We start from the raw sequence: 18069 nt of genomic DNA, 5'->3' as shown, positions 1-18069 counted from the left end.
CTAATACGATTCCCGTTATGGTTTAATTATCATTGAATTAATAGCGGGGATCTGTATTATACAAAATCCTTATGACACAATATCTATAAAAAATAATAATTGTTTTTCATTTTTGCTAAAAATGCTAATATATCATCATTATGACAATGATGTATTATTGGCAAAAACTCAGCAAAAGCTTGATTATTAAAACCGCGTTATCTCACTTATTGTTAGGTGTAGTGGCTGCTGGGTTCAGTTTATGTCAACATGAAGCGCTTCCCTCGGAAGCTTCTGTTTCGCAAATTGGGATTATTGCAATTGCATCTATTGTACAAGATCACCTAGAAGTAGAGCGAAAAAAATCACAAACGCTATCACATTTACAAAAACGATGCATCGCAGCGTTTTTTGTTATACCCAATAGTATTGAACTTTCACCAAGTAAAGTTATTCGACTATCCCCTTATAACGGCATACGAGCTGGACCTAAAGCTACCGTTTAATGAGCTTATCACTCAAATAAAACTAATTTTTATATAAGGTTAATTCCTTAAATCCGTATTGAAAAAATAAGAGAAAAGTTATGTTATTAAAATTATTAACAAAAGTATTTGGTAGTCGCAATGATCGCGTTTTAAAAACCATGCGTAACCGAGTTGAAAAAATTAATGCACTTGAACCAGCCATGGAAGCATTGTCTGATGAAGAATTAAAAGCTAAAACCACAGAATTTAAACAAAAGGTTGCTGCTGGTATCCAATTAGATGATATTTTGGAAGAGGCTTTCGCGGTGGTACGCGAAGCAAGTAAGCGTGTATTTGGTATGCGTCATTTTGATGTGCAGTTAATTGGTGGTATGGTATTAAATGAACGCTGCATTGCCGAAATGCGCACAGGTGAAGGAAAAACCTTAACGGCAACATTACCTGCCTATTTAAATGCACTAACAGGTAAAGGTGTACACGTTGTTACAGTTAATGATTACTTAGCACAGCGTGATGCAGAAAATAATCGTCCATTATTCGAATTTTTAGGATTAACTGTTGGTATTAATTTACCTAATATGCCGCCACACATAAAACGTGAAGCCTACAATGCTGATATCACTTATGGTACTAACAATGAATATGGTTTTGATTATCTACGAGATAATATGGTATTTAGCAAAGATGCTCGAGTACAACGTCCATTACATTACGCCTTAGTCGATGAAGTCGACTCAATTTTAATTGATGAAGCAAGAACGCCATTGATTATTTCAGGTCAAGCCGAAGAGAATTCTGAAAGATATATTAGTATTGATAAAATCATTCCTTATTTAACTCGCCAAGAAAAAGAAGACTCTGAACAGTTTCAAGGGGATGGAGATTTTTCCATTGATGAAAAATCACGCCAAGTTAATTTAACCGAGCGTGGATTAGTTAAAGTTGAAGAACTATTGATTAAACAAGGCATCATGAAAGGTGATGAATCACTTTATGCGCCAAGTAATATTGTTCTAATGCATCACGTTAATGCAGCCCTGCGTGCTCATCACTTATTTCATCGCGACGTTGACTATATTGTTAAAGATAACGAAATAGTTATCGTGGACGAACATACTGGTCGAACCATGGATGGTCGTCGTTGGTCTGATGGTTTACACCAAGCGGTTGAAGCAAAAGAGCATGTTAAAATCCAAAATGAGAATCAGACACTGGCTTCAATTACGTTCCAAAACTATTTCCGTTTATACGAAAAATTAGCGGGGATGACAGGTACTGCTGATACTGAAGCATTTGAATTTAATCAAATTTATGGATTGGATACGATTGTTATTCCAACAAATCGCCCAATGCAACGAAAAGATCAATCTGACCTTGTCTATATGACTGAAAAGGAAAAGATTAACGCGATTGTTACTGATGTACAAGAATGTGTAAAACGCGGTCAACCCGTTTTAGTTGGGACAGCATCAATCGAAAAGTCAGAACTAGTTTCACAAGCATTTAAAAAAGCCGGCATTAAACACAATGTGCTAAATGCTAAATTCCATGCTCAAGAAGCTGAAATCATTGCTAATGCTGGGAGTAAAGGTGCCGTTACCATTGCAACTAACATGGCTGGGCGCGGTACTGATATTATGCTGGGTGGAAATTGGCAAAGTGATATAGCTAAAATTGAAAATCCAACACAAGAAGATATCGAAAAAGCGAAACAAGTTTGGCAAACAAAACACGAAGAAGTGATTGCATTAGGTGGGCTTTATATTTTAGGTACAGAGCGTCATGAATCGCGTCGTATCGACAACCAGTTACGTGGTCGTGCTGGTCGTCAAGGTGACCCCGGTGCTTCACGTTTTTATCTATCACTTGAAGATCCATTGATGCGAATCTTCGCCTCTGAACGTGTGGGGAACATGATGCGTAAACTTGGCATGAAAGAGGGAGAGGCCATTGAACATCCATGGGTAACTAAAGCCATTGCCAATGCACAAAAGAAAGTTGAAAGTCGCAACTTTGATATTCGTAAACAACTTCTTGAATATGATGATGTTGCTAACGAACAACGTAAAGTAATTTATCGTGAACGAAACGGTTTACTTGATAATGCCGACATGAAAGATACCATTGATTCAATCCGAGGTGATGTATTTAATACACTCATCGACCAATACATACAACCACAATCAATTGAAGAAATGTGGAATATCCCTGGACTTGAAGCCGCGCTAAAAACAGACTTTGATTTGGATTTACCCATCACCAAATGGTTAGATGAAGAGCAGAACCTACATGAGGAAACATTGCGCGAGCGTATCTTACAAATGGCACAAGAAAGATATTTAGAAAAGGAAAATACTGCTGGAGCTGAAGCATTTAGGCACTTTGAAAAAAGTGTCATGCTACAAACACTTGATACGCTTTGGAAAGAACACTTAGCTGCTATGGATTATTTACGTCAAGGTATTCATTTACGTGGTTACGCACAAAAAGATCCAAAACAAGAATATAAACGCGAATCATTTAATATGTTTGCTAGCATGTTAGAATCGTTAAAATATGATGTTATTGGTATTTTGAGCCGTGTGCAAATTCGTTCACAAGATGAAGTTGATGAAGCAGAACGCCAACGCCTAGCCGAAATGGAAAAACTAATGGCTAAGCAACAAGCTAATCACGAGTCAGTAGTGAGCATGAGTGGTGAAAATGAAAGCCAAGCAGTAGCTCAACCGATAATGCGTACACAAGCTAAAGTTGGGCGCAATGATCCATGTCCTTGTGGTTCAGGTAAAAAATATAAACACTGTCATGGATCTGTTAAATAAGATACTAATTTAGTGTGATTGAGCAAAATTGATGCTTAAATCGTCGATTAAGATCGACAAGAACAGAAAGGGAAAGGCTAAGCTTTCCCTAACCTAACTCATAGATAAACACAATTATGAAAAAACATACTGAAATTGCTGTAGGTATTATTCGTTCACAAAATTGTCAAATCTTTATTACCCAACGCGGTGAAGATTCCCATCTAGCGGGGTTTTGGGAGTTTCCAGGAGGGAAAATAGAAGCAGGAGAAATACCCTATCAAACCCTACAACGTGAAATTGCTGAAGAGGTTGACATTCATATCCGCCAAGCCCAATTCTTAAAAACAGTCGAACACAGTTATGATGATCGCGATATTACTATCTATGCTTATTTAGTAGAAGAATGGGATGGTGTTCCTTTTGCAAAAGAAGGGCAACCAAGCCGTTGGGTAGATCAGCAAGATTTAAATGCTGATGAATTCCCTGATGCTAATCGACCAATTATCGAAATGCTTAAAAATTTGGATAAACAAATTTAGTTCATTCATTATGATTTAGTTTTAATTGTCTTTCTCATTAATGCAATCTCATGTTTTAATTTGAGGGTATTTTTAATACTTCATTATAAATTAATATGCCATATAGAACTACATAACAAGAGAGTTGTACTGTGCACATTACTATCAAATTAAACTTTTAACCATAAATCGAAAGTCGTAAACAACAAACTGAACAAAAGCATACTAATCATATATTTTTATGGAAGATTAATTATGTGCTAGGAAACCAAATTTACATAATATATAATGCCGAGGATCTTTAATGTTACTTATCATTAAAAATCGTATTATTATAATAATATTAAGGTGTGAATTGTTATGAAAGAATATAAGGTAGTTGTTTTCCAAGAAGGCGCATTGTCTTCATTACTTTTAGGTTCAGCGAATGCTGACGAGGTTAGATTTTCCGAATTTTTAAATAAAAATGCTAAAGATGGCTGGCGTGTAGTGACGATGGAAAAAGATATGCGTCGCTTATTTTTATTTTGGAAAAGGGAAGCCTATTTAATTGTGATGGAACGCGAACGCAACTAAACTTACCTCCCTATGAGTATAATCTGATATCAGATTGGGAGACACAATATATCTATTAATTATATTGTATCTCCCACTAAATATGCTTAATTAAGCCTAATCAATTACTATATTATCTATTGTCAAAAAGCTTAAGGAAGCACTACGCTTCAGTATAAAAAATTTTAAGTATTATGATTTAATTTTTGTTCTGCCAGAGCTAAAAAAATAATGCCAATAATAATGAATATCCCACCAAGCATACGTATAAATGCAATTGGCTCATCAAACGCAATAGCCGAAACCAACATTACCGTAACTAACTGTAAATGAGAAACGGCAAAAGCAGGACCTACAGGTGCTTTTTTTAATAACATCATCCATGTGACAAATGCTCCAGTATACCCAATAATTACCAAATAAACCCACCCATGAGTAAAAATACGGATAAACCAATCAATACTCATTTCAAGAGGCATAGCCGATAATGCGGTTAACTTAAAGCTTGTTTGACCAAACGTATCAAAAAACAATAGTAAGATAAACCCAATAATATAAAATTTTTTCATTACGTAAGTCCAACCAAAACTACGCCTATCGTAATAAAAAGGATACCAATAAGACGAAAGCTTGTCAGATGTTCCTTAAATAAAATCCGACCAGCTAGCATAACAGTAATCATATTAAATGATCCCAGTAATATTCCTTGAGATAATGGCACAGAGCTTAAAAAAGCTAGCCAAAAAATACAGCCAATAAAGTAAGCAGCAAAACCTAGCCATAACCAATAATTACCAAAAAGTTTTTGCCAATAACGCAGACCTTGCGTATCTTTGGAATTAATCGCTGCATATTTAAATGCAATTTGCCCAACAGTATCGCAGATAATGTTAATTAACCAAAGAGTAATGATCAAGATTGACACTGTTGACAAAACCCATGTATTTCAAGCACACTATGTTTGATTAAAAAATCAGATTGCTGTGCTAATTTTTTGAATTGATATTCAATATTTTGTGAATGTTTTTCGATGATCTGTTGGCATTTATCGCAAATAAATAAAATTGAAATATGCTGTGGGTTTTGAAAGTGTGGGCAAATAATATAACTATTAGAAGACTCGACTTTATGGATGAAACCTTGCTCTAGTAAAAATTCAAGCGCACGATAAATTGTGGGTGGTTTAGCCTGAGGTTCACTGACTTTGAGTAGATCTAAAAGATCATAGGCACTCATCGCTTTATTTGCCGCTAACATAATATCTAAAACTGTTCGACGTTGCGTAGTCAGTTTAATACCACGCTTTTTGCATAAAGTTTCAATCTTTTCAATGAGCAGATTATGCATTTGGTTTCCTTTGCCTTTAGTCATTATTTTTTTGTGCTGCTTTTCTTCGTCTTATTTCTTTAGGGTCATTGATTAAAGGTCGATATATTTCAATACGGTCGCCATTTTTAACCAATTCATTGAGATCACAACGTTTTCCATAGATGCCAATTAGATGTTCATCTAGTTTAATCTGACATAACGATAAGATATTGGATTTTGTAATTGCTTGCAAGACATTAGTTTTCTCATCTACATCGCAATTAATTACCGTCGGGTTATTTGGTAACGCATAAACCACTTGAATATTTATCATTTATAAATCTGCCTTGCTCGTTTTGAAAACGCATTAACCATACTTGTCATCACTTCTTTAAACACCGGAGAAAAAGCAATATCTAATAACTTATTCTTAAACTCAAAGTCTAAACTAAAACTAATTTTACTTTTGCTCTCGCCGAGTGAACTAAATTGCCACCTTCCCGATAGGTGTTTAAATGGTCCTTCAAACAATTTTATCTCAATAGAATGTGGTTGATTAATCTGATTTACTGTAGTGAAAGATTTTTTAAAGCCTAACTTTTCAACTTCAATAAACGCTGTGTACGTATTATTTTGTTTGCTAATAATACCAGTTGCGATACAATCAGGAACAAATTCAGGGTACCGAGTAATATCATTCACTAAGCAAAACATTTGCTCTACAGAATAAGGCTCGATAACTTCGTGAAAAACATGTGCCATAATAATAAAATAAAAAGTTAAAATTAGTGGCATATTATATCATGTAACTTTATAATAACGCACATTATGACTAAGAAAAAATCACATAAGCCAGGTTCGGCAACCATTGCATTAAATAAACGTGCACGCCATGAGTACTTTATTGAAGAGGAAATTGAGGCGGGATTATCCCTACAAGGTTGGGAAGTAAAATCCCTACGCGCAGGAAAAGCCAACATTAGTGACAGTTATGTTTTACTTAAAGATGGTGAAGCATGGCTCTTTGGTGCAACTATCACACCACTTAATGTTGCGTCAACACATGTTGTCTGCGAACCAATGCGCACACGTAAATTGTTATTAAATGAACGCGAATTAAATTCATTATTCGGTCAAATTAATCGCCAAGGTTATACTGTTGTTGCACTTTCGCTTTATTGGAAGAACGCTTGGGCAAAAGTGAAAATTGGTGTTGCTAAAGGTAAGAAAGAATACGACAAACGTACTGATATTAAAGAACGTCAATGGCAAGTTGATAAAGCGCGCATTATGAAAAACGCCAACCGTTAATAATATGAGCATAGCCCTAACGGTGGCGTATAATTTGTGGTTTGATAAAAAAAGCTTTGTTTTTTAATTCTTTGAATTTAAGTAGAGCATCAATTACATCGACACAAGTGTAAGCCATGCTTTGAAAATCTTGAGCAATAGTATCAATTGGATAGTAAGAGTAATTCAGATAAATATTATAATCATAAGAACACAAATAGATTTGTTGTGGTTTAACTTCTACTTCCACTAAATAGCTAAGCACTTCTTGTAATATATTACATGAAGGAGTAAAAATAGCCTTTGGCAGTCGCCCTAATTTTTTGTGAAGCTGTTTGAGTAATTCATATCCTTTATTAGGACAATAGTCATCACTCAATAACCATTGTGAGTTGACGTTTAATCCAACCTGTTGAAGACCTTTTTTAAAGCCTTGCAATCTGGCTTCGATTGAAGTTAATTGTGTATCACACCCAATGAAATAAAATTCATCTAATTGTTTAGCATATGGATAAATTAACTCTGCAACAGAGTGTAATGATTCACTCGTGATAAACGGCAATGAAGTATCTTTAATATAACGATCGAAAAACAATACTGGCGTATTTTGATTAATATCAACATAAAACTCATCACTATTTAATGAAGTAACAACGATCATAGCATCAACTTTTCGTTCAATTAAGTTTTGTGCCACTTTAATTTCTATTTCTTTATTATAATGACTACAAGTTATTAATAATTGTATGTTTTTTTGTCTAAATGAAGATTCTAAATAGTGCAAAAACATGGAAAAAAAAGAATTGGACATGTCTGGAACTATCACGCCTATGGTATCAGTACTATTTGCTTTAACCAGATATTGGCGAATATGAGCTTGATCACTGTACTGTTCTGCGATGGATAGAACGCGTTGCCGTGTTTGTGTTGAAATGCGATATTTTTTATCTCGTTTATTAAAAATATGGCTGACGGTCGTTGCCGACACGCCAGCCAAACGAGCAATATCATTGATTTTTAATTTATTACTCGCCATAGCACTATTCCCTTTATATATCAACGAGGAGTTCGTTGTTGCTTGTTAGGAAATATTGGATTGCAATTAGCCGAAGGATTTTGGTACCAATACGCAACACTAGCAATATCGTCACAACGTTCATACAATCTTATATCATCGTTACCTATTTGTTGAAATGCAAGTTTAATATTTTTGTGAAATGCAATAGGATCAGGTAAATGCCAACGATATAGCCCATGCATTGGTAGAGCATCATCACCAAAACCGTGTACAGGATTAGCGTCGCCTGTTTGAAAAAAGTCACGCGTTGCATCACGATTGGTTTGATATGGATAACCCATAAATAACGTTTGAAAGCATTTAGCTGATGGGCGACCTTGCTTATCACGATTATGGAATGCCCATGCACCACCAAAATAGTCTTCAGATCCTGTTGAATGTTGAGTTGGATATTCGCTATCATCATCAAGGTAAAACTTAAACTCTCCTTCTCCCCACCAGTAACGTTCCAAAGCGGTTAGAGCTAAGTAAGTACCGACATAATAACCATGCCCTTTGATATTATCTAATAGCACATAATCTTCGGCATAATTAGTTACTCGTTGCCTACGCCATTGAGCATGAAAATAAAGTGGAGCCTCAAATGGTTTTGGCATTAAGGCATAATTAATAGTAAAGAAGAAATGCTGCAAATCAGCTTCATGTTCATTTTGAATTTCAATTCTTGCTTTTTTATTAAATGGCATTCTAAAATAACTATTAAATCCCCCCGTAGGATTAACTACGATTGGCATTGAATTAATATCACATCTTGCTCCAAAACCATTACAAAAGAAATCACCAATCGGGCTTTCGACTGATGGCACTGATTCATCATCCCAGTAAATGCGAATAACAACATCACGTAACACAAAACTACCGCAATGTGTTCTATCAGTTAAGGTAAACCACATATGACGAATTTCTGCAGGCCCTGAAATTTCGGCAATAGTGACTGTTTTACCAGCAGGAATTGAAATGCATCCCTGTCCTTTACGGCTTGGACCTAAAATGCTTGCTTTCATGCAAGATTTACCTTTTTCTCCTGTCATATTTTCTGGCGAAATAGTTCTAGTCTGTTCAAAGTGAAATTGTGTTACTGAATTATATATGTTCATTATCAATCCTTACTAATGTTTATAAAATGCAATTTGTTAAAACTATTTATATTTAACTAATTTTTTTATTTATGTATTTTGCTTTTTTATCACCGCATAAAAAGAAAATAGCAAAAATCATAAATCCTAAAACGACTAACCCAAGATGATTAAATGTTGTTGATGCACCATTGGTATCATAAAAATCACCGACAAGAGTAGAAAACAAAATAACACCAACAGAGCCTGCAACCTGATAACCGATTAAAAAGACGGTTGCTGAAAGACGAGCATTAAAATTAATATCAATATATTTAAATACGGAAACTAAAATGGTAGAAATCTCTAAACAGTGCATAAGTTTAATGATTGAAATAATGGCAATGCTACTAACATGCCCTGTAAGGAAGATGCGCGAAGCTGAAATAAATGCAGCAAAAATCAAAGCATTTTTTGCCCCAACACGATTTACAACGAATGGCACGCAAAACATCACAGCAGCTTCTAGAAAAACTTGAAACGAGTTTAAGATACCATATAAGCGATAGCCATCATTTACATCTTCAAATTGCTGAGTAAAATAAACAGGAAACAATTGCTGATCATAAATATTATAAAGACTATAGGTACCAAGCACATAAACAACAAATATCCAGAATTTTTTCAGCGCAAAGACAGACATAATTTCGTTAAAACTTAATTTGTCCTTTTTCTGAAAAATTGCTTCAGATGATTTGTTTAAATCTGGTTTAAAATTAAAATTTAGAATCATAAAACAGATTCCTACGACTGATGCAGCCCAGAAATTCAAATGAGGATTTATGCTAATCAAAATACCAGCAATAAAAGTACCTACAGCATAAGCAATACACCCCCAAGTGCGACATTGACCAAATTCAAATCCAAATGCTCGGCTGATTTTTTCACAATAGGAGTCAATTAATCCCATTCCAGCAACCCAACCAAACCCCAAAAAGAAACTACCAAAAATAACGCCAATATAAAAACTATGCCGTAATAGAGGTTCATAAACATAAATTAATGCAGGAGCAGCACAGGTAATAATGATACTTTGAAACCAGATAAGATGTTTTTTCAGAACTAATTTATCCTGATAAACACCATACACAATCATAATAATTAATGAGATAAAGTAATTAAATGAATAAATAATGCCTGTCTGTTTTGCCGTTAAACCAATCTCCTTACTTAGCCATATGGCATAAAATGAAAAGACGAAACTACCTGCAGCGTAATACATAAAACTGTAACATGAAGCAAACCAATAAGTTGGTTTGTTATAAAATGCGTTTGTCATAATTTATCCTATAAAAAGTGAACCACTGTAATTGAGTATGCAGAGCTAAAAATTTAGCTTTAAAGGGTTTATTGGATAAATGTGATCAACATCAAAATTATTTTATTAACTTAGATAAGAAAAATTATTGTGCACAATTTTATTTTAAAAAAAATTAATAGGTTAAAACAAAAGGAGTGAAAATTTTATAGAAAGAAATAAAACATTATATTTGACTAAATTCTGATATAAACCGATAGGAAAAATTTTTATGATCTTATTAGCGTTATTTTATATAAAAAATAACGCTAATATATTACGGATTGACATATTCCGTGATGTCATAATAGGCTAACGTTGATCATCAATAGTAACCCCTGTTGGTGGGATAAATTTAAATTTATTTAAATCAACTTTACCTAACACTTGGTGAGACAAGTCATAAAAACTACGCTGACCATCTTCTTCAATTATCGTAAAATTTGAGATCATGCCAGTTGGTAAAACCGAAATGACAAAGTCTTGATTAGAACCATCTGTTGGCTTAAGTGTAAATGAATTCTGCCTACGCGTTACATTATAAGCATTCCAAATCGGATTATGGCTATCAGAAATAAGTAACATTAAACGATTATCAACGGCTTTTTTCAAATTCATGACACTCACTTGCTCAACAGCTGGCGTATAAACCCAAAGACTTTCACCATCTGAGATAATTGATGTTACATCAGGCTCATTCATTGTCCAATTAAAATAATAAGGCCTTGTCACCCATAAATCGCCTTTTCCTTGTTGAACAGGTTGATTATCGACAGTTTTTACATCCTGTGAAAACTGAGCATAAAAGCCATCAATTTTATCTAGGCGTTGTTGCAAAACTTCTTTATCGTTTGCCCATGCTGACGACATACTAACCAATAACCCAATTAATAATAAAAATTTTTTCATGATAAATCCTTATGTCTGCGTCCTAGAAAATAATTGTATTCTAAAAAAACTGTTAACAAACTAAATTTAAGTAAGAATATTAGCTTTTTTCGATTTATGCGGAAAGCTATTTTATTTTTCACTTATTGATTAACAAGTATATAATACGTTTAATATCGCAAAGAATGGATACAGTGTATCATGCCTAGTATGTCTTTTGAATTTACAACTGATGAATTTAAGCCTCTAGCAGCAAGAATGCGCCCGCAGATCTTATCACAATACATTGGGCAAACACATCTATTAGGAAAAGAAAAACCACTTTCAAAAGCCATTGAAGCGGGTAATTTACATTCAATGATTTTATGGGGACCACCAGGTACAGGTAAAACCACGCTTGCTGAAATTATTGCTCACCATGCTAATGCCAAAGTTGAGCGTATTTCGGCGGTAACTTCTGGTATCAAAGATATTCGAGAAGCAATTGAATGTGCCAAAATTAATCAACAATCAGGGGTAAGAACGATCTTATTTGTTGACGAAGTCCATCGTTTTAATAAAAGCCAACAAGATGCTTTTTTACCGTATGTTGAAGACGGCACCGTCACATTTATTGGTGCAACGACGGAAAACCCATCTTTTGAATTAAATTCAGCATTATTATCTCGTGCTAGGGTCTATTTACTTAAATCATTGAGCAATGATGATATTGAGCAAATTTTGCAACAAGCGATGGAAGATCCCGATTGTGGTTATGGCAACCGAAATATTACTCTACTAGAAGAAGCAAAAAAACAAATTGCCGAATTCGTTGGTGGTGATGCTAGACGAGCGCTTAACACTCTTGAATTGCTTGTTAATATGTCGGATGGCAAAGCATTAACACCTGAATTACTAAAAGAGGTCATTGGTGAGCGAAGTGCAAGATTTGATAACCAAGGTGACCGTTTTTATGATCTTATATCAGCTGTTCATAAATCAATTAGAGGCTCAGCCCCTGATGCCGCTCTTTATTGGTATGCAAGGATAATTTCGGCTGGTGGTGATCCATTATACGTAGCACGTCGATTATTAGCCATTGCATCAGAAGATGTTGGTAATGCTGATCCAAGAGCCATGCAAGTAGCTTTAGCTGCTTGGGACTGCTTTACTCGAGTTGGGCCAGCAGAAGGTGAGCGGGCTATCGCTCAAGCCATTGTTTATCTTGCTTGTGCACCTAAGAGTAATGCCGTTTATCTTGCTTTTAACCAAGCGATGAAGGATGCAACATCCAAACCAGATTATGATGTCCCTGAACACCTACGCAATGCGCCAACCAGTTTGATGAAAAATTTAGGTTATGGTGCGCAATATCGCTATGCTCATAATGAGCCCAATGCCTTTGCCGCCGGAGAAAACTATTTTCCCCCTGAAATGGCCGATACAAAATATTACCATCCAACAATGCGTGGTGCGGAAAAAAATTATGCCGATAAACTAGCATGGATAGAAGAACAAAATCGCACAAGCACCTTACAACGCTACAAATCTAAATAAAATAGCTAATTTTGTGTTCTTTTATCATCTCACGTCTATAGTCTTAATTGCTTAAATATTCAATTAGCTCTCTATTTTTATAAATAAATATAAAAATCTCTCGAAAGATCTTAACTAATTATCAAATAGGTAATAGCAATTATTTTATTGTTATTAATTTGTTTACACTATAAAATTAGATGATATTCATTCTATGAAAAACAAACTTTACATAGAAATTTAATGCAAATATATAAATGATAATTTTAAACACAGAACAAATAATAAGTAGTAAATAGCATGAAAAAAAGAATAACTAAAAGGGACTTTAATAAGATTATATCTGGGCTGAGTCCTTTCTTTTTTAGCGCAGAGATTTGTGCTCAATTAGTAGCTCAAACAGTTAAAAGTATTGAAGGGACTCCACCATCATTATCGCCACAATTAGAAAAAAATATAGAAGATTTGGAGCTATTTGGATTAGCTGTTGACAATAAAAATTACTATGGAAACGAGGTAACACAACTTCCAATATCATCAGCTTATCCATTAAAAAGTCAAATTAAAATAGCTCCAATAAAACAACCTGATACACAACAATATGTTGATGTTGATGGTGATGAATTAGGATACCTTACAACACAATCCCCTCCACAAATGATATGGTATTATACTGATACTAAAAACCAAATGGTAGAATTTACTCCTGCAAAATCTGACACACTCTGCTCATTAGCAGAAGAGGGAAAACTGGGTCCGTATAAAATAAAAATATTAGGGGATTTAATATTAACGTCAAAATATGGAAATCCATCTACTAAGCAATATCCCAATAATAAGGTGACCCAACATCCATCTAAAACCTATACGATAAGTCCCGATGCTGGGTTCTGTTACGCAAAACCAGAGCTACAACCTGATGATGCAAAAGGGAGTGCTGCTAATCAATGGGATGAAAAGAATGGTTTCTTAACTCAATCTAATATTGATGCAAGCAGAAACTTCCCAACAACAGCTTTTTATGGTGCAAAGTTTGATCTTCTATTAGCAAAGAATGGACTTGCCCAAAATTACATTTGGAAGATAATAAAAGGAGATAGACTTGTGACTATTTCTAGTAATGCTGATACAGTGGCAGTTATGTTCAATACCGAAGAAGCGAAGAACACTAAAATGGCTTGGGATCATATTATGAAATCTGATAACGGGTATACAGTTATCATTCAAGGAAAAAATAAAATTACTGGCAAGACTATTGAGTATTCATTTACTATTACCAAATGGTTTAGTGGCTGGGATAAAAACCTAATTGGCCAACCAAGGGCCAATAGAGGAAGTGCAGAAGATATAGTTTCAGGGTGCAAAAATTTAGACGGCAATTATCGTATAAGCCATGCAAATGAAGTAAGCAATGCACCAAAAGGTAAAAATGCAAAATTCACCCGAGAAATAGGCACATTATTAGGCGAATGGGGTGATCCAAACCAAAATGCTTATCCTAACTCTTGGGCGGCAGCACCAAACCAAAGTAATTCTTATAAGCGCCTTTGGCTATATGATGAGGATGAAAAAGAATATTGTGATTTACACACTTACAATGCTGTATATCACTGCCGAGGAGAAGGTGAGTCTAAAAATGGTATCTGCACTGCTATTAAATAAAAACTTTAATTCAACCCTCTAAAGGATTTAATTAATAACATTCAATATCTGGTATTTTGATTCAATATTTACCTGTTCATTTCTTATATTAGCTTGTATTTAAAACACAAGCTACAACACAAATAATTGTGCTGTGGCTTGTGTTTTTATACACAATTTCACTCATTTCTAATAACAAAATTTTTATTATTAATTGAATAATAATCTACTATCTACTAATAGAAATGAATGAACGATTATTGCAAATCGCATTGATCTGTAACCATCTCATAAAATAGTACAGCAAAAAGTAGTAAATTCTCTATGATAAAAATTAAAGAGGATTTAACTATGAAAAAATGGCTGAAAATCAAATCTTACCTATTTTAAAAGAAGCAGAGGCAGGTATTCCTGTTAAGGAGCTTTGTCGTAAATAAGGTATGGGTAATTCAACTTTTTATCGATGGAGGAAAATAGGGTGGTTGGAAACTTCAAACGTCTAAAAGAGCTAGAGGCTGAAAATCGTAAGCTCAAACAGATGTTTGCTGAGCTGAGTTTAAAATCACAGCTTCAAAAATAAATCATAAAAAAGCGCTAGCGCTAACTCAAGCACGTAAAACTTGGTCACAGCAACTACAACAAAATTATTCAATCACATTGCCATGATTTGTGCAATTAACGTATGAAAAAAATTTCAGCAACAGCATTATCCCAACAATTGCTAGTTCGGTTCATACTTTGGCTAAGTCTATGCCGTAACACTAACCGCTTAAAATCCGTACGGCAATATTAACTTCCTCGATCAATATGAAGTGATACACCTTTAGGAAATTGACGACGAAATAAAGCATGTTTCAGTGTGTTACAAACTAAATTCCTATCAATATGCGAACTTGTTTGCTGTCTAATCACTTTTCGACCGAATAAATCAATAATCACACAAAGGTATAACCAGCCTTCATGTGTTTTGATATAAGTGATATTAGTGACCAAAACTTGATTAGGGCGCTCAGGATTAAACTGTCTATTTAAGGTATTGGGCAGCATGTTATAAAATAGCTTAGGTGCTACCCGAAGTTTAAATTTGCGTGCTACTTTACTTCGTAATCCTAATTTTTGTAATATTCGACTGACGGTTCTTTTTGATACATCGTAGCCTTTGTCTCTGATATCATGTACTAAACTTGGTGCACCTAAGCGGGCTTTATGTTGCCAATAAAGCGCTTTGATATTATCAAACATCCCCCGTTGATTTAGTCTCACGTTTTAGCCAAGCATAGTAACCTGATACACTCACTTTCAACTGACAACAGACCGGCGGTATCAGATACGATGACAAATGTTGTTTCATATATTGGTACTTCACTGACTTGGATTGTTGATGAAGTACACATTTGCTTTTTTTTAGAATTTCGCATTAGATAAAGCATAATCTTCCGCTTGTTGTTTAAACTCTACACTAAATTTTTTTGACCATAATGTGTTCGTCTATGATTGTTAGTTATATAATAGAAATGACATTTATCCATTTTTTTGGTGATGATCAGTATGGGGTATTTACATATTAGCTATCGAAAAATAAAAGATATCAGCAATAAATAAAATTACTATAAATAGATGTATGCTATTAATGGCGCCTGAATTGATCGTATCAAACGATTTGTTTATATAAAATAAAGCGCCTATGCTAAGCAATCCCCTATCCAAAATTTAAACCAAAAATCTTAATTAAAATTAAAGCCACAATGATTGTTTTAAATAGAGATAATGGAAAAAATAATAATGAATGTAGCTAAAAAACATATTAAAACAATTGTGTGTTCAATATACCTATTACAATTTACAACAATAAGTTATGCCATTTTATCTGCCCAAACAGTCAATATAATTGAAGGAAGTAAACCTCGATTATCTGACAAAATTGAGGTGCATATTGATGATTTTGGTCTGTTTGGTTTAACAATTGATAATAAGAATTATTATGGTAATGAAATGGGCAATGCTATATTACCCATTAGCTATCCATTTAAAAACCACATAAAGCTAGCCCCACTAAAACAACCAAATAATGAGCAATATACAGATGTTGATGGTGATGAACTAGATTATCTTGCCATAAAAGAAAAAGTAGAAATGATCTGGTATTACACAAATTCATCAAACCAATTAGTCGAATTTACACCAACAGACAAAGAGACGTTTTGCTCATTAACCCAGAAAGGGCAATTAGGGCCTTATAAAGTAAAAATATTTGCTGATTTAACATTATTTTCAAAGTATGGAGAACCTAAAGCTAATGAATATCCAAATGTCAATATCCGCACTCACCCGTCAAAAATTTATACCATATTGGAAGACTCTGGTATATGCTATGCGAAACCTGAGCTTGCTCCCTCACAAGCAGCAGTTAGTGTAAGAAATGAATGGGATAAAAACTATGGTTTCTTAACTCAATCTAATGTTGATGCAAGCAGAAACTTCCCGACAACAGCTTTTTATGGTGCAAAGTTTGATCTTCTATTAGCAAAAAATGGGCTTGCCCAAAATTACATTTGGAAGATAATAAAAGGAGATAGGCTTGTGACTATTTCTAGTAATGCTGATACAGTGGCCGTCATGTTTAACACCGTAGATGCGATGCACACTGAAATGGCTTGGAACCTTATTATGAAATCTGATAACGGGTTTACAGTTATCATTCAAGGAAAAAATAAAATTACTGGCAAGACTATTGAGTATCCATTTACCATTACCAAATGGTTCAGTGGCTGGGATAAAAACCTAATTGGCCAACCAAGGGCCAATAGAGGAAGTGCAGAAGAAATAGTTACAGGGTGCAAAAATTTAGACGGCAATTATCGTATAAGCCATGCAAATGAAGTAAGCAATGCACCAAAAGGTAAAAATGCAAAATTCACCCGAGAAATAGGCACATTATTAGGTGAATGGGGTGATCCAAACCAAAATGCTTATCCTAACTCTTGGGCGGCAGCACCAAACCAAAGTAATTCTTATAAGCGCCTTTGGCTATATGATGAGGATGAAAAAGAATATTGTGATTTACACACTTACAATGCTGTATATCACTGCCGAGGAGAAAGTGAATCTAAAAATGGTATCTGCACTGCTATTAAATAAATACCTTAATTCAACCTTTTAAAGGATTTAATTAATAACATTTAATATCTAGTATTTTGATTCAATATTTACCTGTTCATTTCTTATATTAGCTTGTATTTAAAACACAAGCTACAACACAATTAATTGTGCTGTGGCTTGTGCTTTTATGCACAATTTATCCCATTTCTAATAACAAAGATTTTATTATTAATTGAGTGATAATCAACCAATAGTAAGGGAGTAAGCGATTCTTGAAAATGATATTGATCGAAAAAATCTATTATCAGTATTGTAATTAGTTATGCTAAATCATTTAGTACTTTAAAATACATTAGCATTATTTTTAATAAAAAAATTGAATTTAATACTATAAATAATAATGAATTAATTTTATTTAAATATGATTAGTGATGAAAGGGATATAAAAGTGAACTAAATTAAAGGCAAAAAATTTAAAGCAACTTTCAACTTAA

18 protein-coding genes are annotated in these 18069 nt (G+C 34.1%); 8 read left to right on the top strand and 10 right to left on the bottom strand.

Annotation, left to right across the window (positions count from 1 at the left end; all coding sequences use genetic code 11):
- The first annotated feature begins 140 nt into the window (after positions 1-140).
- The 4 genes from A9G41_RS06765 (at position 141) to A9G41_RS06750 (ending at position 4365) form a co-directional block, all read left to right on the top strand.
- Entirely contained in the window at positions 141-485 is a 345-nt protein-coding gene (locus A9G41_RS06765; RefSeq protein WP_141673119.1) for a hypothetical protein, read from the top strand.
- Between the two features lie 80 nt (positions 486-565).
- Entirely contained in the window at positions 566-3289 is a 2724-nt protein-coding gene (secA, locus tag A9G41_RS14720; RefSeq protein ID WP_065581654.1) for a preprotein translocase subunit SecA, read from the top strand.
- A 116-nt stretch (positions 3290-3405) separates the two neighbouring features.
- Complete coding sequence (gene mutT / locus A9G41_RS06755; protein ID WP_065581655.1) at positions 3406-3810, top strand: 8-oxo-dGTP diphosphatase MutT; 405 nt, start codon at positions 3406-3408, stop codon at positions 3808-3810.
- Between the two features lie 339 nt (positions 3811-4149).
- Positions 4150-4365 (top strand): DUF4177 domain-containing protein, encoded by a 216-nt coding sequence (locus tag A9G41_RS06750; protein WP_065581656.1) that lies wholly within the window; start codon positions 4150-4152, stop codon positions 4363-4365.
- A 164-nt stretch (positions 4366-4529) separates the two neighbouring features.
- On the opposite strand, the gene A9G41_RS06745 is transcribed toward A9G41_RS06750, so the two are convergent.
- From A9G41_RS06745 to A9G41_RS06725, 5 genes are read right to left on the bottom strand one after another with little or no spacing between them, the layout of a single operon-like run.
- Positions 4530-4913, bottom strand: a complete 384-nt coding sequence (locus A9G41_RS06745) for an EamA family transporter (protein WP_065581657.1) — start codon at positions 4911-4913, stop codon at positions 4530-4532.
- Positions 4913-5269, bottom strand: coding sequence for an EamA family transporter (locus A9G41_RS06740; RefSeq protein WP_065581658.1), 357 nt, complete (start codon positions 5267-5269; stop codon positions 4913-4915). The genes A9G41_RS06745 and A9G41_RS06740 overlap by 1 nt, the downstream gene beginning before the upstream one ends.
- Positions 5257-5691, bottom strand: a complete 435-nt coding sequence (gene zur, locus A9G41_RS06735; RefSeq protein WP_065581702.1) for a zinc uptake transcriptional repressor Zur — start codon at positions 5689-5691, stop codon at positions 5257-5259. Before zur ends, A9G41_RS06740 begins: the two co-directional genes overlap by 13 nt.
- 16 nt (positions 5692-5707) lie before the next feature.
- Entirely contained in the window at positions 5708-5986 is a 279-nt protein-coding gene (locus A9G41_RS06730; RefSeq protein ID WP_065581659.1) for an RnfH family protein, read from the bottom strand.
- Positions 5983-6447, bottom strand: a complete 465-nt coding sequence (locus tag A9G41_RS06725; protein WP_081302114.1) for a type II toxin-antitoxin system RatA family toxin — start codon at positions 6445-6447, stop codon at positions 5983-5985. Before A9G41_RS06725 ends, A9G41_RS06730 begins: the two co-directional genes overlap by 4 nt.
- A 33-nt stretch (positions 6448-6480) precedes the next feature.
- Here A9G41_RS06725 and smpB point away from each other — a divergent pair, with 33 nt between their 5' ends.
- Positions 6481-6963 carry an SsrA-binding protein SmpB gene (gene smpB / locus A9G41_RS06720; protein WP_065581660.1) on the top strand — a complete coding sequence of 161 codons (483 nt, stop codon included), beginning with the start codon at positions 6481-6483 and terminating at the stop codon, positions 6961-6963.
- Between the two features lie 16 nt (positions 6964-6979).
- Here the strand turns inward: smpB and A9G41_RS06715 are convergent, their stop codons facing one another.
- The 4 genes from A9G41_RS06715 to lolA all read right to left on the bottom strand — a co-directional run bounded on the left by A9G41_RS06715 (position 6980) and on the right by lolA (position 11341).
- The gene (locus A9G41_RS06715) at positions 6980-7978 is read right to left on the bottom strand and encodes a substrate-binding domain-containing protein (protein WP_065581661.1); all 999 of its coding nucleotides are present in this window, start codon (positions 7976-7978) and stop codon (positions 6980-6982) included.
- Between the two features lie 20 nt (positions 7979-7998).
- Positions 7999-9117 carry a glycoside hydrolase family 172 protein gene (locus tag A9G41_RS06710; protein WP_065581662.1) on the bottom strand — a complete coding sequence of 373 codons (1119 nt, stop codon included), beginning with the start codon at positions 9115-9117 and terminating at the stop codon, positions 7999-8001.
- 52 nt (positions 9118-9169) lie between these two features.
- Positions 9170-10414: an oligosaccharide MFS transporter gene (locus tag A9G41_RS06705; RefSeq protein WP_065581663.1), complete on the bottom strand. Its 1245-nt coding sequence runs from the start codon at positions 10412-10414 to the stop codon at positions 9170-9172.
- Between the two features lie 330 nt (positions 10415-10744).
- Complete coding sequence (lolA, locus tag A9G41_RS06700; RefSeq protein ID WP_065581664.1) at positions 10745-11341, bottom strand: outer membrane lipoprotein chaperone LolA; 597 nt, start codon at positions 11339-11341, stop codon at positions 10745-10747.
- 180 nt (positions 11342-11521) lie between these two features.
- Between lolA and A9G41_RS06695 the strand changes: the two genes are divergently transcribed.
- Together A9G41_RS06695 and A9G41_RS06690 are read left to right on the top strand one after the other, a co-directional pair.
- Complete coding sequence (locus A9G41_RS06695; RefSeq protein WP_065581665.1) at positions 11522-12856, top strand: replication-associated recombination protein A; 1335 nt, start codon at positions 11522-11524, stop codon at positions 12854-12856.
- Between the two features lie 279 nt (positions 12857-13135).
- Positions 13136-14497: a hypothetical protein gene (locus A9G41_RS06690; RefSeq protein WP_065581666.1), complete on the top strand. Its 1362-nt coding sequence runs from the start codon at positions 13136-13138 to the stop codon at positions 14495-14497.
- Between the two features lie 768 nt (positions 14498-15265).
- Here A9G41_RS06690 and A9G41_RS06680 read toward each other — a convergent pair.
- On the bottom strand, positions 15266-15739 hold the full coding sequence (locus A9G41_RS06680) for a DDE-type integrase/transposase/recombinase (protein WP_141675158.1): 474 nt from the start codon (positions 15737-15739) through the stop codon (positions 15266-15268).
- 504 nt (positions 15740-16243) lie between these two features.
- Between A9G41_RS06680 and A9G41_RS06675 the strand changes: the two genes are divergently transcribed.
- The gene (locus A9G41_RS06675; RefSeq protein ID WP_141675159.1) at positions 16244-17614 is read left to right on the top strand and encodes a hypothetical protein; all 1371 of its coding nucleotides are present in this window, start codon (positions 16244-16246) and stop codon (positions 17612-17614) included.
- The last annotated feature ends 455 nt before the right edge of the window (positions 17615-18069 follow it).

The organism is Gilliamella sp. Nev5-1, from assembly GCF_001690895.1.
Taxonomy (GTDB): Bacteria; Pseudomonadota; Gammaproteobacteria; order Enterobacterales; family Orbaceae; genus Gilliamella; species Gilliamella apicola_C.
Note: the sequence above shows the minus strand (reverse complement) of the source record. Positions and strands in the feature narration are given on the sequence as shown.

Excerpts from the sequence above, each read along its gene's own strand:
- A9G41_RS06765 (WP_141673119.1), top strand. The coding sequence starts at position 141 with ATGACAATGATGTATTATTGGCAAAAACTCAGCAAAAGCTTGATTATT.
- secA (WP_065581654.1), top strand. The coding sequence starts at position 566 with ATGTTATTAAAATTATTAACAAAAGTATTTGGTAGTCGCAATGATCGC.
- mutT (WP_065581655.1), top strand. The coding sequence starts at position 3,406 with ATGAAAAAACATACTGAAATTGCTGTAGGTATTATTCGTTCACAAAAT.
- A9G41_RS06750 (WP_065581656.1), top strand. The coding sequence starts at position 4,150 with ATGAAAGAATATAAGGTAGTTGTTTTCCAAGAAGGCGCATTGTCTTCA.
- A9G41_RS06745 (WP_065581657.1), bottom strand. The coding sequence starts at position 4,913 with ATGAAAAAATTTTATATTATTGGGTTTATCTTACTATTGTTTTTTGAT.
- zur (WP_065581702.1), bottom strand. The coding sequence starts at position 5,691 with ATGCATAATCTGCTCATTGAAAAGATTGAAACTTTATGCAAAAAGCGT.
- A9G41_RS06730 (WP_065581659.1), bottom strand. The coding sequence starts at position 5,986 with ATGATAAATATTCAAGTGGTTTATGCGTTACCAAATAACCCGACGGTA.
- A9G41_RS06725 (WP_081302114.1), bottom strand. The coding sequence starts at position 6,447 with ATGCCACTAATTTTAACTTTTTATTTTATTATTATGGCACATGTTTTT.
- smpB (WP_065581660.1), top strand. The coding sequence starts at position 6,481 with ATGACTAAGAAAAAATCACATAAGCCAGGTTCGGCAACCATTGCATTA.
- A9G41_RS06715 (WP_065581661.1), bottom strand. The coding sequence starts at position 7,978 with ATGGCGAGTAATAAATTAAAAATCAATGATATTGCTCGTTTGGCTGGC.
- A9G41_RS06710 (WP_065581662.1), bottom strand. The coding sequence starts at position 9,117 with ATGAACATATATAATTCAGTAACACAATTTCACTTTGAACAGACTAGA.
- A9G41_RS06705 (WP_065581663.1), bottom strand. The coding sequence starts at position 10,414 with ATGACAAACGCATTTTATAACAAACCAACTTATTGGTTTGCTTCATGT.
- lolA (WP_065581664.1), bottom strand. The coding sequence starts at position 11,341 with ATGAAAAAATTTTTATTATTAATTGGGTTATTGGTTAGTATGTCGTCA.
- A9G41_RS06695 (WP_065581665.1), top strand. The coding sequence starts at position 11,522 with ATGCCTAGTATGTCTTTTGAATTTACAACTGATGAATTTAAGCCTCTA.
- A9G41_RS06690 (WP_065581666.1), top strand. The coding sequence starts at position 13,136 with ATGAAAAAAAGAATAACTAAAAGGGACTTTAATAAGATTATATCTGGG.
- A9G41_RS06675 (WP_141675159.1), top strand. The coding sequence starts at position 16,244 with ATGGAAAAAATAATAATGAATGTAGCTAAAAAACATATTAAAACAATT.